Below are 14,775 nucleotides of genomic sequence, written 5' to 3' on the forward strand. Positions count from 1 at the left end.
ATTCCCGCACCGCGCACCGATTGAGTCAAACGCCGCTCTCGTTCGTATCCGAAGGGGCAACCGGCCACCATAGAACGAGTCCACGCCGTCTCGTGCGGATGGGTGGCAAATCCACTCTCATTGGCTCACCCGCCAGGCGTGGAACCGGCCGCGAACCTACCGTTTGCCATACCGTCCTCCCCTTCTCGTACTTCCGGAGCGGCCAGTGGGCGCACCTCCTCTTCCCCGTCCCTTCCTCGGGGAGCGCGCCTCGCACGACGCCGCGTACCGGGCCTTCGTCAGGCTGGCCGCCGAGCTGGGCCAGGCGAGCAGCGGCCATCACAACCGCAATTACGTCCTGCCGTTGACGGAGGGCATGGCCCGGCTGGTCGGACGTGAGGCCGGGACGTCGGTGACCGTCCGTATCCGGCGGCCGGACGCGCTGCCCGTGGTCATCCGGACCTGGCAGGACGAGGCGGAGATCCTCGATGCCGTCCGGGGGATCCTGCCGCACGCGCCGCGGTGCCTGGTCAAGCGGAGCGACTTCGCGATCCACAGCTTTGTGGAGGGCGTACCGCTCTCCAGCGTCTGCGACAACGGCAAGCCCGTCGACACCCTGCTCATCAAGGCGCTGGCCGGACTGCTCGCCCAGATGGCCCAGGTACGGCGCGGGGCACTGCCCGCCCTGCCGGCCGCCTGGCCCCGCAACGACATGGACAGCCAGGGCTTCCTCCAGACCCTGGTCAAGCTGGCCGACCGGCAGATCAGACGGCCCAACTGGGCCTCCTTCGGCGGGCTGTTCGCTGCGCTGGGCATCCCGGAGGACGCTCTCGCCTCACTGGCCGGACGCGTCCCCGCCATGGCCCGGCGGCCGTACAGCCTGCTCCACGCCGATCTGCACCGGGACAACGTGATCGTGTCCTACGCGGGCGACCCGCCCCTCATCTGCGTCGACTGGGAGCTGGCGACCTACGGCGACCCGCTGCACGACCTGGCCACGCACCTGGTGCGCATGCGCTATCCGGCCCATCAGTGGGCCGAGGTGGTCGACGCGTGGGCCGAGGCCATGCAGGAGGTCCGGCCGGCCGCCGTCAACGGACTGGCCAAGGATCTGCGGCACTACCTGGCGTTCGAGCGGGCCCAGTCGGTCTTCCCCGACGTGATGCGCGCCGCCCGCTCGCTGGAGGAATCGTTCACGCAGACGAGCCTGGACGAGGCGACGGCCGAGGTGCGACGGGCCCTCGACGCGGCGGCGGAGCCGCTGCGGCTCGGGAGCGTGCCGCGTGAGGGCGAGATCAGGCGGGCCCTCTTCCGCTGGCTGGTGTCGCGGATGAACGGGGACATCAGCGGCCGGGCCTGGATCGCGAAGGCGTTCGAGTGGCTGCCCGACCGGCGTGTTCCGGAGCGCCCCGACTTCCCGGCCGCAGCCGTCCGGGAGGCCCTGCTGGCCGAGGGCGCCGCCCCCGCGGGCAGGGTCTTCAAGGGGACCGCGCACCTGAACACGGTGGTGTCGGTGCCGGGCGTCGACTTCCCGGTGGTCGTACGGCGGAAGCTGCCCGAGGTGTGCCGCCGGGAGCGCGGCTTCCTCAGCGAGCACACCGTGCTGCGCGCGATCGAGGAGTCCTCCACCCAGGTGGCGGCGCCGCGGGTGCTCGCGCTGGGCGAGACGTTCCAGAGCGACACCATCGCCATCCACACCTACGTCGGGCCGGGGGACGTCGACCGGCCCCCCAACCACCCCGTCCACGGACTGCTGCCGCACGAGGCGGACGGACTGGTGGACCAGCTCTGCGACCTGACGCGGGTGCGGTACGAGCAGATCGATCCGACCGCCGGTGAGGGGGCCTTCCATCGCTGGCTGCGGGATCAGCTCATCTCCCTGGTGCGGGACCTGCCCAAGGAGTCGCAGCAACTGGCCCGGCATCTCGGGCTGCCCGACGCGGACCGGTTGCAGCTGATCCTCTCCCGGCACGAGGTGAGCCAGCGCAAGCCCGCCCTGCTGCACGGGGACCTGAACCCCTGGAACCTCGTCCGGCGCGACGACGACCGGGCGCTGACCATCATCGACTGGGAGATGGCCGTGGTCGGCGATCCCCTCTACGACCTCGTCCGGCACATGCACCTCACACCGACCCGGCCGGAGATCCGGGACCGCATGTTCCGCCGCTGGGAGCGCGGGCTGCCCGAGGAGTACACCCGCGACTGGCGCGAGGACTGGCGGGTGTACCGCTGGCTGGAGATCGTGCGGTCCGCGTACGTCGACCTGGACCGCATCGTGACCGGCGCGAGCCTGGACGCCCCGAACGTGCGGCGGGCGGTGGACTCCTACGCGGTGACGCTGGCGGTCGCCACGGGCTCGCTCGGCCTCCCGGTCAGATCCACGGCGAACCCGTATCTCGCCCGCGCGCTGGCGTAGGGCCTGTCGTTTGGATCAGGTCGCAGGGAATCGGCAGCATCTTGTCATCGCCGGTGAGCGGGGTCTGGTGCGTGCAGCTGCAAGGCGGAGGAGGGCGGCGATGCGATGGGGGCACCTCCCGCGCGAGCGAAGCCGAGCGTGGGGGAATCGGCAACCGACGACAACGCGGCAGATGTGCGTGCCAGACCCCGCGTCTGCGGCGTGATCCAAACGACAGGCCCTCGGGCCTGTCGCCCCTGCGTAGGCTCGCCCCATGAGCGAGACCGGGCTGCGTGAGCGCAAGAAGCGGCGGATGTACGAGGTCGTGTCGGACGTCGCGGTGCGGCTCTTCCTGGAGAAGGGGTTCGACGCGGTGTCCGTCGCCGAGGTGGCGGCGGCGGCCGAGATCTCCAAGCCGACGCTGTTCCGGTACTTCCCGGCGAAGGAGGATCTGGTGCTGTACCGGATCGCCGACCACGAGGGGGAGGCCGCGCGGGTGGTGGCGGAGGGGGAGGGGCCGCCGGTGGAGGCGTTGCGGCGGCATTTTCTGGAGGGGCTGGAGCGGAACGATCCGGTGACCGGGCTCAACGACCATCCCCAGGTGCTCGCCTTCCACGCCCTGCTCTACGGGACGCCCTCCCTGGTCGCCCGTGCGCATACGCACCAGGAGCGGTCGGAGGCGGCGCTGGCCGAGGTGCTCGGGGGTGATCTGGACGCGCGGCTGGCGGCCGGGCAGATCATGGCCGTGCTGCGGGTGCTCGCGCTGGAGAACTGGCGGCGGATCGCGGCGGGGGAACGGGTGGCGGACGTGCGGGCGGATGCGGTGGCTGCGGCGGATCGGGCGTTCGGGTGGCTGGGGGCCGGGTTGCCGCCCGTCGGCCGTTCACGGGCTCGCGGTGAGAGTGAGTAATAAATTTAACTCGGTTACGTTTTTGCTCTAGGCTCGGTGGGATGACGTCGACCGAGCCTGCCCTTCAGCACGTACTCGACCGGGAACGCGCCCACCACGAGCGCTGCCGGGCCGCCCTCGCCGCGATGGTCGAGGGCGCCGGTGAACAGGTCGTCATCGGGGAGGACGTGTCGGCGTCCGGGGTCGACGCGGAGGTGCTCGGGTACCGGCTGCGCAGCCAGGCCAAGGCCTTGCGCGAACTGCCCGAGGGGCCGTTGTTCTTCGGGGCCCTGGAGTTCAAGAGGGCCGGTGGGCCGCTGCACATCGGGCGGCTGCGCATCTCCGAGCACCCGGCCGAACCGCCCCTCGTCGTCGACTGGCGCGCACCCGTCTCGCGTGCCTTCTACCAGTCCTCCGCCCGTGATCCGCAGGGCGTCGCCGTACGCCGACGGTTCGGGTGGGCGGCCGGCAGTCGCGGGGACTCCGGCGATCTGACCGGCCTGGAGGACGAGAGCCTGGGGCAGGGGGAGGCCAGGGCCAGCGCGATCGTCGCCCGGGAGATCGAGCGGCCCCGCGTCGGGCCCATGCGGGACATCGCCGCGACCATCCAGCCCGAGCAGGACGACCTCGTACGCGGGGACCTGGCGATGTCGGTGTGCGTGCAGGGCGCGCCGGGCACCGGCAAGACGGCCGTCGGCCTGCACCGGGCCGCGTATCTGCTCTACACGCACCCGCAGCGCATCCGGCGCGGCGGCCTGCTGATCCTCGGGCCCAACCGCACGTTCCTGTCGTACATCGCGGAGGTGCTGCCCGCCCTCGGCGAGACGGGGGTGCGGCAGTCGACGCTCGCCGAGGAGATCGCCCGGTGGCCGGTCCGCGGTACCGACGACGAGTGCGCCGCCGTCGTCAAGCACGACGCCCGGATGGCGGAGGTACTGCGGCGGGCGCTGTACGCGCGCGTGCGCACCGAGGGGGCGGGCTCGCTCGCCGTGCCGGACGGCTCGTACCGCTGGCGGGTACCGGAGGCGGAGCTGGCACGGATCGTCGCGGACGTACGGCAGGAGGAACCGCCGTACGGGGTCGGGCGGGAGCGGGTACGGGCGCGGATCGTGCGGTGTCTGCGCGAGCGGGTCGAGCGGCGGGCCGGGCCGCCGACGAACGCCTGGGTGCGCCGGGTCGAGCGGTCCCGGCCGGTGTCCGCGTACCTCGACACCGTCTGGCCCCGGGTGCGTCCGGAGGAGGTCCTGGCCGAACTGCTCACCGACGGCGAGGCGTTGGCGGAGGCGGCCGACGGGCTGCTGGACGGCGCCGAGCAGCGGGCACTGCTGTGGCGCACGCCGCCCCGGTCGTGGAAGTCGGCGCGCTGGTCGGCCGCCGATCTGGTGCTGCTCGACGAGGTGGCCGGGCTGATCGAGCACCCGGAGGGGTACGGGCATGTCGTCGTCGACGAGGCGCAGGATCTGTCCCCGATGGAGTGCCGGGCCATCGCCCGCCGGGCGCCCTTCGGTTCGCTGACGGTTCTGGGCGATCTGGCGCAGGGGACGACGCCGTGGGCGGCACGGTCGTGGCCGACCGTCCTGGCGCACCTGGGGAAAGCGGACGCGGCCGTGGTCGAGCTGACCGTCGGATTCCGAGTGCCGCAGGCGGTCGTCGGTCTCGCCAACCGGCTGCTGGAGCGGCTGGACGTGGACGTGCCGGCGGCCCGTTCGCTGCGCGGGGACGGGGAGTTGCGGATGCGGGAGACGGACACGGACGGGGTGCCGGCGGCGGTGGTGGACGCCGTACGGGACGCCCTGGGGCAGGAGGGCTCGGTCGGGGTTGTCGCGGCGGACGCGGATGTGCCCCGGGTGCGGGCGGCGCTCGACGCGGCCGGTGTCGAGGCGGCGGGGCCCGGGGAACTCGGCGCGCGGCTGTCCCTGGTGCCGGCGAGCGTGGTCAAGGGACTCGAGTACGACCATGTCGTGGCCGTCGAGCCGGCGGCGATCGCCGAGGCGGAGGAACGGGGGCTGCACCGGCTGTACGTGGTGCTGACGCGGGCGGTGACGAGGCTGGAAGTGGTGCACGGGAGGCCACTGCCGATCTAGACACGCGCGCGTGCGGGGTGGTTAGGGTCCATGTCATGGCTGACACAGACGCGTTCACGGACATCCCCACCACCACGCTGGCCGATCTGCTGGGCCGCGGGCAGGTCATGGACATCGGGGTCCGGCCCCTGTGGGGGCCGGTGCCGCGGGTGGCCGGGCCTGCCTTCACCGTGCGGTGCCCTCCCGGCGACAACCTGATGCTGCACACCGCGATCTACCGGGCCGAGCCCGGCTCGGTCGTCGTCGTGGAGTCGGGCGACCTGGACTACGCGCTGGCCGGTGGCAACGTCTGTGCCGTCGCCCAGCGCCGCGGTGTCGCCGCGTTCGTCCTCGACGGGCTGATCCGCGACCTCTCCGAGGTGCGCGAGGCCCGCTTCCCGGTGTTCGCGCGCGGTGTCATCCCCATCCCGGGCACCAAGGCCGCCGCCCGGCCGCTGGGCGAGCGGGTGACCTGCGGCGGCGTCGCCGTCGACCCGGGTGACGTGGTCGTCGCCGACGAGGAGGGCGTCGTCGTGGTGCCCGGGGCCCGCCGCGAGGAGGTGCTCACCGCGGCCCGCGCCAAGCTGGCGAAGGAGGCCGCGCAGACCCTGGACGACTGGGAGTCGTCCCACCGCGCGCGCGTCGGCAAGGCCCTGGCGGAGCAGGGCTTCGGGGGCCTCGACGACTGAGCGGGCTCAGCGTTCCGCGAAGGGGCCCTTCTCGGTGAAGGCCAGGGCGCCGAAGCGTTCGCCGATGCGGCGGTGGGTCGCGGCGTCCGGGTGGACATGGTCGGGGAGGGGCAGTTCGGCCGCGTCGGACTCGCCGTAGAGGGCGAGGCCGTCGAGGTAGTGGAGGTTCGGGTCCTCGGCCGCGCGCTGCCGCACGATCCGGGCCAGCTCCTCCCGGATGACGCCGAGCGTGAGCTTGCCCGTGGCCTTCTCCGCCGGATCGCCCATGGCCGCGAACAGCAGCCGGCCCTCGCCGATCTCGCCGAGGTCGGGGGCGGTGGGGCCGGGGGTGTCCTCGTGGATCGGGCAATGGATGGGGGAGACGACCAGCAGCGGGGTGTCGGGGTGCCCGTCGCGGATCGTGTCGAGGAAACCGTGCACGGCCGGGCCGAAGGCGCGCAGCCGCATCACGTCCCCGTTGACGATGTTGATGCCCACCTTGACGCTGATCAGGTCGGCCGGGGTGTCCCGCATGGCACGCGCGGTGAACGGGTCGAGCATCGCGCTGCCGCCGAAACCGAGGTTGACCAGGTCCACACCGCCCAGGGACGCGGCGATCGCGGGCCAGATGGCCGCAGGGCTCGCTGCGTCGGAGCCGTGGCTGATCGAACTGCCGTGGTGCAGCCACACCCTGCGGCCCCGGTCCGGCAGGGGCGCAACGGGCGCGTCGGTGCGCAGGGCGACGAGCTCGGTGGTCTCGTTGTGCGGCAGCCAGATCTCGACGTCCTTCTCGCCCGCGGCCAGACCGGTGAAGCGGACGGTGCCCACCGGGCCCGGTGCGACCTCGCCGTCCCAGGTGGCCATGTCGACGGTGAGGACGTTGCCGCCGGTCCCCGAGGCCTGCCCGGCCGGGCGGCCGTCGACGACCAGGTCGTACAGGCCGTCCGGGCGGGACGGGAGGCCGACGTAGTCGCGCTTGGTGCGCAGCGTGTCGAGTTCGACGGCCGTCGCGGCGGTACGGAAGGCCAGCCGTACGCCGGAGGGCTGGGCCTCGGCCATGGCGAGCTGGGCGTTGTCGTTCTGGGCGCGGGCCCGGGCGGGCAGCCGGTGCGGGAGCAGGCCGTGCTCGGTGCGCTCCAGGTCGAGGGCGCCGCGCAGCAGGTCCGCCGTGAGCGGGGTGGTGATCCAGTCGTGCTCGGAGTGCATGGTGTCAGCCTCGGGGATCCGTAGGGGGAGCGGGCCAGTTGCGCAGCAGCGTGTCGAGGGCGTCGATGATCCGGGCCCAGGTGGCGTCGGTGTCGGGGGCGCTGTGGCTGAACCCGCCGCCCAGCTCCAGGCTGACGTACCCGTGGAAGACGCTGCCCAGCAGCCGTACCGCGTGGGTCTGGTCCGGTTCCGTCAGGTCGTAGCCGCGCAGCAGTGCCCGGGTCATCTGCGCGTGCCGGACACCGGCGCTGGCGGCCGCCGTCTGCGGGTCGAGCCGCAACTGGGCCGCCGCGTAGCGGCCGGGGTGTTCCCGCGCGTAGTCGCGGTAGACGCCGGCCAGCGCCGCCAAGGCGTCCTTGCCGGCCCGTCCGGCCAGGGCGTCGGCGGCCCGGTCGGCCATGTCCGCGAGCGCCAGCAGGGCGATCCTGGTCCGGAGGTCCTGAGAGTTCCTCACATGCGAGTACAGGCTCGCGACCTTGACGTCGAAGCGCCGGGCGAGCGCCGAGACGGTCACCTCGTCGAAGCCGACCTCGTCGGCGAGTTCCGCGCCTGCCTCGGTCAGACGCTCCGGCGTGAGTCCCACGCGTGCCATACGGCACCTCCCTTCTGCCTGAAGGGATTGTGCATCTGCCTAATACCTTTAGGCAAGCGTCATGAGGCCTTAGGCATCCTGGAGGGTACGCCGGACGGGCGTACGCTGCCTCAGCCTCCTGCCCCGCCTGGTCAGGCCCCAGGGCTTCAGGATCGAGATCACCGTCATGAAGACGTAGGCGGACAGCGAGACGACCGGCCCCATCAGGACGTCCCCGGCATCGGGCAGCGGACCGCCCGCGGCGACGGTGGCGACCGCGGAGTTCACTCCGGGGCGCAGGGCGAACACCGTGGCGGTGGTCGTGGCGAGGGTCAGCCAGAACTTCGTCCAGACCCACCGGTGCCGCGCCAGACCCCACGCGGTCCCCAGCGACAGCACCAGTCCGCTGAGCAGCGTGAGGAACGCGACGGGGAGCAGCAGCCAGTCCGCGAAGAGCTTCATGGCCCGGACGGACGCCTCCACGGTCACGGCGGACCCGGTGCCGGCCGCGGTGGTGCCGAGCGCGAGCAGCCCGAGCGTGAGCCCGAGCCAGCTCGCGGAGGCGACGACGTGGACGACGAGCGCGGTCCGGCGGGCGGGGCGGCTGAGTTTCGGGTTCATGGGGGACACGCTGCCGGGGCGGTGGGGTGAGGTCGTCTCGCAGCGGGAGTAAACCGGCGTACTCGCGTCGGCGTACGGGGTGCCGGCGTTCGGGGCGTCGGCGTACGGGGTGTCGGCTACGGGGGGAGTGTCAGTGCCGTCGTCTAGCTTCGCGGCATGACCGAGCCCTCCCACCTCACCGCGGTCCGCGAGTCCTACGACACCGTCGCCGCCGACTACGCCCGACTCGTCAAGGAACCGGCCGAGTTGGACCCGGTGTCGCGCGCGATGCTGGCCGCCTTCGCCGAATCCGTACGCCCTCTGGGGCCGGTCGCCGACCTGGGGTGCGGTCCGGGCAAGGTGACGGCGCACCTGGCCGCGCTGGGCGTGCGGGCGTTCGGCGTGGACGTGTCACCGAGGATGGTCGAGCTGGCCCGCGCGGCCTACCCGGAACTCCGTTTCACCGTCGGCTCGATGACCGCGCTGGAGATCGGCGACGGCGAACTCGGCGGCATTCTCGCGTACTACACCGTCCACCACACCCCGCCGCAGCTGCTGCCGACCGTGTTCGCCGAGTTCCACCGCACCCTCGCGCCCGGCGGCCGGCTGATGCTGGCGGGCCATGTGGGCAACGGCGAGCACCTGTGCCCGAAGCGCGCGTACGGCGACCATCCGGTGTCCTACGAGTGGCACCTGCTGCCGCCGGACGAGATCGCGGAACTGCTCCGGCGGGCGGGGCTGGTGGTCATGACGCGGGTGGTGCAGGAACCGGAGGGAGGGGCGAAGAGGCAGGCGGGCAAGTTCCTGGCGTACAAGCCGTAGCAGCGGCAGCGGCAGCGGCGGCCGGTGGGGTCAGCCGCTGTGCGTCCACACCCGCAACGGGCCGAGCGGCACGAAGCCGTACCGGAGGGCGACCGTCAGATCGTCGCCCTGTTCGTATCCGACGACGGGCAGGGTGGGGAAGAGCCGGGCGAGCGCGTGCAGGACGACCGGCCAGGCGGCGTCGGGTCCGCCGTCCCGCGCGAAGACGTTGGAGACACCGACGACGTGCTCGCTGCGGCTCGCGACCGCCCCGGCGGCGACACGGCCGTCGGCGGCCCGCCCCAGGATCACGAAGGTCTCCGGGTCGGCGAGCAGCTCGGGCCTGAAGAGGTCCGCGTTCCCGCCGCCGGCGTCCCAGGCCAGCGCCCAGGCACGCAGTGAGCCCGGATCGTCCACGATCTCCCAGGCGAGGTCGGGAACGGGTGCGGATGCCCCGGCCGGCCGATGGATCCACCACGCCTCGAACAACACCCGGAACCCGGCCTCCGCCAGCTCCAGATCGGCGAAACCGTCCTTCACCGAGGCACCGGGCGAGACCGTGTCGATCCGCGCCACGAGCGCGCCCACGTCGGCGCCCGGCTCCAGCGTCACGGCATCGGGGTAGTAGAGCGGCGTCCGCACCGGGGCGGCCCAGGCGTCGCCCCCGAACCCGCCCACCACCCCGTGCGCCCGGCACATCACCGCGCACCACTCGGCGTTGTTCCGGGCGGCTGCCCGGACGAGGAACTGCTGCGAAGTCGTCGTCACGAGTGCGGATCATGACGGTGCCCGCCCCGACTCGTCGAACGATTTAGCGACCGGCCGCTTCTAGGGTGTGCAGGGCCAGAGTCCCCAGCGAGCGGCCCGGAGGCGTCATGACCCCGCTGATGAAGTTGAGCGCGATCACCCTGGACTGCCCTGATCCGCTCGCCCTGGCGGCGTTCTACCAGCAGGCCACCGGACTTGGACTCCACCCCGAGTCGGACGCCGAGTTCGCCGCGCTGGACGTTGAGGGCGGGTTCAATATCGGGTTTCAGCGGGTCGACGACTACCGCGCTCCGAGCTGGCCCGGCCAGGTCGTACCGCAGCAACTGCACTGCTGTTTCAGGGTCGTGGACGTCGACGCGGCCGAGGCCCGGCTGCTGGAGCTGGGGGCGGGCACACCGGATCAGCCGCAGCAGGACAGATGGCGGGTCCTCACGGATCCGGCCGGGCATCCCTTCTGCATCGTCGGGGGCTTGTCGTGACCGGCCACGCCGACGACGCGGCCACGCCGACTCGCATGGCCCTCCCCGAAGCTACGACGCCCGCACGCTAGTTGAACGGCATCTCGTCGGGTCCGCTCCGTTCCGTGCAACTGCGGGCGACGGTGTCGGCGAAGACCCGCGCGAGCGGAGTGAGGGCGTCCCAGCGGCGGACGGCCCAGCCGACCGGGAGCGGGGGCAGATCGGGGACGGGGACGAGGCGGAGGGGGCCGTCACCCGGTATCCCCCAGCCGGGCAGGACGGGTACGACGGCGTGGCCGAGGCCGAGTTCCGCCAGCAGGAGGGCGGTGTCCCAGTCGGCGACGCTCGTGCCGGAGCCGCTCCGGATGCCGAGTTCGGCGAACGCGGCGTCGAGGAGGGCACCCGAGGTGGAGTTCTCGGGAAGCCGGATGAGGCTGATGTCGCTGAACCCGGCCGTGCCGACACAGGGCCGGTCCGCGAGCGGATCGTCGGAGCGGACGGCCAGGACCCAGGGCAGGGAGACGACGGGGCGCTGCTCGATACCGCGCACCGGCCCGTCGATGGTCACCCAGGCGAGATCGACGTCGCCCGCGGCGAGGGCGTCGAAGCAGCCGCGGCTGGAGGTCTCCGTCCGAAACTCCAGGCTGACCTTCGGGTAGCGCCGCCGGAAGTCCACGACGGCCTCGGCCATGAAATGCCGCACCGTGGTGCCGCCCGTGGTGACGCGTACGGCGCCACCGTCCCCGTTGACCAGGTCCCCGAGCCGCCGCAGGGCCAGATCCAGACCGGAGACGCTGTCCGAGGCGGCGTCGCGCAGGACATGCCCCGCGGGGGTGGGCACGACACCCCGGGGCCGGCGCTCCAGGAGGCTCACACCGGTCTCGCGCTCGAGCCGTTTGACGTGCTGGCTCACCGCCGACTGGGTGCGGCCCAGCTCCCGGGCGACGGCACTGAGGCTTCCCGCCCGGCACACGGCCACGAAGACGCGCAGATCCTCCAGAGTCACAACCCCAAGCTACAGCTTGGGTGTTGGGAGAAATCCATAGGATTGACTGAGGTGTCGGGGCCTACGAGGATCAAGGCAGGGCCCAGGCGGCAACCCGTCCGGCGCTTTCGCGGGTCCGGACCACAGGCGAAGGCGCGGACGGGTGCCGACCCCTCCCGTGACGGAAGGACACCGTGTCTGCCTCCCCTCCTCCTGACGCCACCGACCGGGCCGCCGCGCTGCTGCACGGGCTCGGTGCCGCCGAGATCGTCCATCCGGGCGGCACGCTCGTCGCCCACCTCCAGCGCGTCCGCAGCCGGCTCGCCGCCTGGGACGCCCGCCCGGCCCTCCAACTCGCGGGCCTGTGCCACGCCTTCTACGGCACCGACGGCTTCCCTACCGCCCTGCTGCCCTCGGACCGCCGCTCCGACCTCGCGGCGGTGATCGGTGCCGAGGCCGAGGCGATCGTGTACCTCTACGCGTCCTGCGACCGCCAGGCCACCTACCCGACGCTCGCGGACGCCGACGGGCCGTTCCGGGACCGCTTCACCGGCCGCCTCCACACACCGGATCCCCGGCACCGACGAGACTTCGCGGAACTCTCCGCCGCCAACGAACTCGACCTCGCCCGCCTCGACCCCGCCTTCCGCGAGAAGTGGGGCCCGCAACTCCTCACCCTGTTCACCCGCTTTCGGCCTCTGCTGAGCGAGCCCGCCTGGTCGGACTGCGAGGCGGTGCTGGGCGGGACGCGGCAGGGCTGAACCGGATCTCATTCCGACGGCTGGATCCGCCAGGGCTTCTTCGAGCGAACCGGCCGTGTCGGTGAGGGCCGTGCCGGCGACTAATTCGGGTTACTCGTCGACGAGGTGAGAGGTGCCATGGCGACTCGCACACCAGCTGAGCGCGCCCTGGCTCGCTCGTTCACCACCGATGATGGCGCCACCAGGTTCAACGTCACCGACCTGACGGTAGACGACCAACCAGACCGCAGCGTCACATTGGCCCACGGCCTCATCGTCGAGCGGGAGGGGCACGCCGACGAGTGCTGGGTCGTCACACTGCCATGGGGCGACAAGTCCTTCGCGGACGTGCTCACCTCGTCTGCCCCTGATTCTGAGCGCCTTCGCCAACTGGTTCAGCTGGTGCGCGGCCTCTTGGAAGAGTGGTGGGACACCAAGGGGCACAACCGCCGGTCGGCGAAGATGGGGCGCCGATGCTCCTGAGCTGCCTCTACGCGCTGTAAGAGGTCGGGTCGACCAGACCGGTACCCCCTCGTCCTCGAAACGGCGCCGCATCCTCTGGGTCAGCGCCGGCGACGTGGTTTGCCCAGACGCGGCCAGGTCTGCGGCCTTGGCCGGCAGGGCAGGACGGGCTGATCCGTATGGGCCTAACCGGGTGGCATGGCGCACTTTTGCAAGCGGGTGCTTGCAATAGTTAGCGAGGTGCGGCACCGTGGAGGGCATGGCATCGCTCAACGTCGGCAATCTCGGTGACTACCTGCGCGAGCAGCGGCGCAACGCGCAGCTGTCGTTGCGGCAGCTCGCCGATGCCGCCGGGGTGTCCAATCCGTATCTGAGCCAGATCGAGCGCGGGCTGCGCAAGCCGAGCGCGGAGGTGCTGCAGCAGGTCGCCAAGGCCCTGCGGATCTCCGCCGAGACGCTGTACGTCCGGGCCGGCATCCTCGACGCCGAGCGGGACCGGGACGAGGTGGAGACGCGCGCCGTCATCCTCGCGGACCCGACGCTGAACGAGCGGCAGAAGCAGGTGCTGCTGCAGATCTACGAGTCCTTCCGCAAGGAGAACGGATTCGGGACCGGCGACGGCTCCGGCAACGACACCGATGTCGTCGAGGTCGTGGTCGCCGAAGGCGCGGCGGACCCGGGTGCGGATGGGGACGCGGACGAGGACGTCCCGGACGGCGGCACCGGGATACGCAGACGGACCCGTACGGCCGACGGCGGCAGGCCCGCCGAGGACCGTACCGGCGAGGGGTCGGGCGGCACGTCCGAGACCCGCCGGACCCGTAAGACCACCGGCGGTACGTCCGCCACCCGCCGTACCCGCAAGAACACCGGCGGTACCCCCGCCGCCCGCCGGGCCCGCAAGGCCACCGGCGGCAGTGACACCGACCCGCAGCAGACGGCCGGCTAGCCGGACCAGGGCCCGGCCGCTCCGCTGCGGATCACACCACCCTCAGCCGAACCCTCAAGCGAGAAAGAATCCGGGAGGATCCTCACCATGGCCATCACCGACGACCTGCGCAAGACCCTCAGCGACCCGACTCCGCTCTACTTCGCCGCCGGCACCGCCGACCTCGCCCTCCAGCAGGCCAAGAAGGTGCCCGCCCTCGTGGAGCAGCTGCGGGCCGAGGCTCCGGCGCGGATCGACGCCGTACGCAACACCGACACCAAGGCCGTCCAGGAGAAGGCGTCCGCCCGGGCCAAGGAGGCCTCGGCCCGCGTCAAGGAGACGCAGGAGACCCTGCAGACCAAGGTCACGGGCTTCATCGGCTCCCTCGACGCCGACTTCAAGAAGCTCGGTTCCAACCTCGACGCCGACCTGAAGAAGTTCGGCGAGAACGCCCAGGACTTCGCGCTGCGCGGGGTCGGCGTGGCCGCCGAGTACGCCGTCAAGGCCCGGGAGACCTACGAGAAGGTCGCCGAGCACGGTGAGCAGGCCGTGCGCACCTGGCGCGGCGAGGCCGCCGAGGGCATCGAGGACGTCGCCGAGGGCGTCGAGGAGCTGGCCGTGGCCGTCGAGCCGAAGGCCGAGCCGGTCGAGGTCAAGGACGAGCCGGCGAAGCCCGCCGCCACGAAGGCCCAGGCCGCCCCGGCCACACCGGCCACCGCGGCGAAGAAGGCGCCCGCCGCCAAGAAGGCTCCGGCGCGCAAGCCCGTCGCCAAGAAGACGCCGCCGGCCAAGTAGGCACGGCGACGGCGACGGAGTCGCAGACGGACGCGGGCCGGGCACCCTGAGGGTGTCCGGCCCGTTGTACGGGTACGGTGACCGCGTAGGGACGAGCCGAGTCTGGTGGTGGACGTTGTGCTGATTCAGGGCTTCACAGGGTTTATGTGGCTGCTGAGCATGGCCCTGATCATTTTCAGTGGCTTCGCTCTGCTCGACGCCGCCGTGCGGCGGGAGGACGCGTACCGCGCGGCCGACAAGAAGACCAAGCCGTTCTGGCTGATCATCCTCGGTCTGGCCTTCGTGGTGAACCTGCTCTTCCCGATCCTGTCGTTCCTGCCGATCATCGGGCTCATCGCGACGATCGTGTACATGGTCGACGTCCGCCCGGCCATCCGCGCGCTCCCCGGCGGGGGCCGCAGCCAGCGCGGCTCCAGCAGCGACGGCCCGTACGGCCCCTGGAACGGCGGCCGGTAAGCCGCCCTCCC

16 protein-coding genes are annotated in these 14,775 nt (G+C 72.1%); 11 read left to right on the forward strand and 5 right to left on the reverse strand.

From position 1 onward, the window contains the following. Nucleotides 1-205: 205 nt before the first annotated feature. From KJK29_RS20370 to KJK29_RS20385, 4 genes are all read left to right on the forward strand, one after another. A complete protein-coding gene (locus KJK29_RS20370) occupies nt 206-2,395 on the forward strand; it encodes a phosphotransferase family protein (protein WP_215120581.1) in 2,190 nt (729 codons plus the stop codon). A gap of 253 nt (nt 2,396-2,648) precedes the next feature. After that, the gene (locus tag KJK29_RS20375) at nt 2,649-3,284 is read left to right on the forward strand and encodes a TetR family transcriptional regulator (RefSeq protein ID WP_215120582.1); all 636 of its coding nucleotides are present in this window, start codon (nt 2,649-2,651) and stop codon (nt 3,282-3,284) included. A gap of 41 nt (nt 3,285-3,325) precedes the next feature. Continuing rightward, entirely contained in the window at nt 3,326-5,347 is a 2,022-nt protein-coding gene (locus KJK29_RS20380; protein ID WP_215120583.1) for a HelD family protein, read from the forward strand. A 35-nt stretch (nt 5,348-5,382) separates the two neighbouring features. Next, complete coding sequence (locus KJK29_RS20385) at nt 5,383-6,015, forward strand: RraA family protein (RefSeq protein WP_215120584.1); 633 nt, start codon at nt 5,383-5,385, stop codon at nt 6,013-6,015. Between the two features lie 6 nt (nt 6,016-6,021). On the opposite strand, the gene KJK29_RS20390 is transcribed toward KJK29_RS20385, so the two are convergent. The 3 genes from KJK29_RS20390 to KJK29_RS20400 all read right to left on the reverse strand — a co-directional run bounded on the left by KJK29_RS20390 (nt 6,022) and on the right by KJK29_RS20400 (nt 8,392). Beyond that, nucleotides 6,022-7,200, reverse strand: a complete 1,179-nt coding sequence (locus KJK29_RS20390) for a GDSL-type esterase/lipase family protein (protein ID WP_215120585.1) — start codon at nt 7,198-7,200, stop codon at nt 6,022-6,024. 4 nt (nt 7,201-7,204) lie between these two features. Next, the gene (locus KJK29_RS20395; RefSeq protein ID WP_215120586.1) at nt 7,205-7,792 is read right to left on the reverse strand and encodes a TetR/AcrR family transcriptional regulator; all 588 of its coding nucleotides are present in this window, start codon (nt 7,790-7,792) and stop codon (nt 7,205-7,207) included. Nucleotides 7,793-7,861: 69 nt separating this feature from the next. Further along, a complete protein-coding gene (locus KJK29_RS20400; RefSeq protein WP_215120587.1) occupies nt 7,862-8,392 on the reverse strand; it encodes a DUF2269 domain-containing protein in 531 nt (176 codons plus the stop codon). A gap of 156 nt (nt 8,393-8,548) precedes the next feature. On the opposite strand from KJK29_RS20400, the gene KJK29_RS20405 reads away from it, so the two are divergent. After that, nucleotides 8,549-9,193, forward strand: coding sequence for a class I SAM-dependent methyltransferase (locus tag KJK29_RS20405; protein ID WP_215120588.1), 645 nt, complete (start codon nt 8,549-8,551; stop codon nt 9,191-9,193). 30 nt (nt 9,194-9,223) lie between these two features. Here KJK29_RS20405 and KJK29_RS20410 read toward each other — a convergent pair whose 3' ends face one another. Further along, on the reverse strand, nt 9,224-9,871 hold the full coding sequence (locus KJK29_RS20410) for a hypothetical protein (RefSeq protein WP_251058117.1): 648 nt from the start codon (nt 9,869-9,871) through the stop codon (nt 9,224-9,226). A 176-nt stretch (nt 9,872-10,047) separates the two neighbouring features. Here KJK29_RS20410 and KJK29_RS20415 point away from each other — a divergent pair, with 176 nt between their 5' ends. Further along, nucleotides 10,048-10,419: a VOC family protein gene (locus KJK29_RS20415; protein ID WP_215120590.1), complete on the forward strand. Its 372-nt coding sequence runs from the start codon at nt 10,048-10,050 to the stop codon at nt 10,417-10,419. A gap of 67 nt (nt 10,420-10,486) precedes the next feature. Here the strand turns inward: KJK29_RS20415 and KJK29_RS20420 are convergent, their stop codons facing one another. Then, nucleotides 10,487-11,404, reverse strand: coding sequence for a LysR family transcriptional regulator (locus KJK29_RS20420; RefSeq protein WP_215120591.1), 918 nt, complete (start codon nt 11,402-11,404; stop codon nt 10,487-10,489). 173 nt (nt 11,405-11,577) lie between these two features. On the opposite strand from KJK29_RS20420, the gene KJK29_RS20425 reads away from it, so the two are divergent. From KJK29_RS20425 to KJK29_RS20445, 5 genes are all read left to right on the forward strand, one after another. Next, nucleotides 11,578-12,144, forward strand: coding sequence for a DUF6817 domain-containing protein (locus KJK29_RS20425; RefSeq protein ID WP_215120592.1), 567 nt, complete (start codon nt 11,578-11,580; stop codon nt 12,142-12,144). A gap of 117 nt (nt 12,145-12,261) precedes the next feature. Next, entirely contained in the window at nt 12,262-12,606 is a 345-nt protein-coding gene (locus KJK29_RS20430; RefSeq protein WP_215120593.1) for a hypothetical protein, read from the forward strand. Nucleotides 12,607-12,844: 238 nt separating this feature from the next. Beyond that, nucleotides 12,845-13,534, forward strand: coding sequence for a helix-turn-helix domain-containing protein (locus KJK29_RS20435; RefSeq protein ID WP_215120594.1), 690 nt, complete (start codon nt 12,845-12,847; stop codon nt 13,532-13,534). Nucleotides 13,535-13,621: 87 nt separating this feature from the next. Further along, nucleotides 13,622-14,308, forward strand: coding sequence for a hypothetical protein (locus tag KJK29_RS20440; protein WP_215120595.1), 687 nt, complete (start codon nt 13,622-13,624; stop codon nt 14,306-14,308). Nucleotides 14,309-14,425: 117 nt separating this feature from the next. Then, nucleotides 14,426-14,764 carry a DUF2516 family protein gene (locus tag KJK29_RS20445; RefSeq protein ID WP_215124371.1) on the forward strand — a complete coding sequence of 113 codons (339 nt, stop codon included), beginning with the start codon at nt 14,426-14,428 and terminating at the stop codon, nt 14,762-14,764. Nucleotides 14,765-14,775: the final 11 nt, after the last annotated feature.

Origin of the sequence: Streptomyces koelreuteriae (assembly GCF_018604545.1) — a bacterium.
GTDB classification, from domain to species: domain Bacteria; phylum Actinomycetota; class Actinomycetes; order Streptomycetales; family Streptomycetaceae; genus Streptomyces; species Streptomyces koelreuteriae.

Excerpts from the sequence above, each read along its gene's own strand:
- KJK29_RS20375 (WP_215120582.1), top strand. The coding sequence starts at position 2,649 with ATGAGCGAGACCGGGCTGCGTGAGCGCAAGAAGCGGCGGATGTACGAG.
- KJK29_RS20380 (WP_215120583.1), top strand. The coding sequence starts at position 3,326 with ATGACGTCGACCGAGCCTGCCCTTCAGCACGTACTCGACCGGGAACGC.
- KJK29_RS20385 (WP_215120584.1), top strand. The coding sequence starts at position 5,383 with ATGGCTGACACAGACGCGTTCACGGACATCCCCACCACCACGCTGGCC.
- KJK29_RS20390 (WP_215120585.1), bottom strand. The coding sequence starts at position 7,200 with ATGCACTCCGAGCACGACTGGATCACCACCCCGCTCACGGCGGACCTG.
- KJK29_RS20395 (WP_215120586.1), bottom strand. The coding sequence starts at position 7,792 with ATGGCACGCGTGGGACTCACGCCGGAGCGTCTGACCGAGGCAGGCGCG.
- KJK29_RS20400 (WP_215120587.1), bottom strand. The coding sequence starts at position 8,392 with ATGAACCCGAAACTCAGCCGCCCCGCCCGCCGGACCGCGCTCGTCGTC.
- KJK29_RS20405 (WP_215120588.1), top strand. The coding sequence starts at position 8,549 with ATGACCGAGCCCTCCCACCTCACCGCGGTCCGCGAGTCCTACGACACC.
- KJK29_RS20410 (WP_251058117.1), bottom strand. The coding sequence starts at position 9,871 with ATGTGCCGGGCGCACGGGGTGGTGGGCGGGTTCGGGGGCGACGCCTGG.
- KJK29_RS20415 (WP_215120590.1), top strand. The coding sequence starts at position 10,048 with ATGACCCCGCTGATGAAGTTGAGCGCGATCACCCTGGACTGCCCTGAT.
- KJK29_RS20430 (WP_215120593.1), top strand. The coding sequence starts at position 12,262 with ATGGCGACTCGCACACCAGCTGAGCGCGCCCTGGCTCGCTCGTTCACC.
- KJK29_RS20435 (WP_215120594.1), top strand. The coding sequence starts at position 12,845 with ATGGCATCGCTCAACGTCGGCAATCTCGGTGACTACCTGCGCGAGCAG.
- KJK29_RS20440 (WP_215120595.1), top strand. The coding sequence starts at position 13,622 with ATGGCCATCACCGACGACCTGCGCAAGACCCTCAGCGACCCGACTCCG.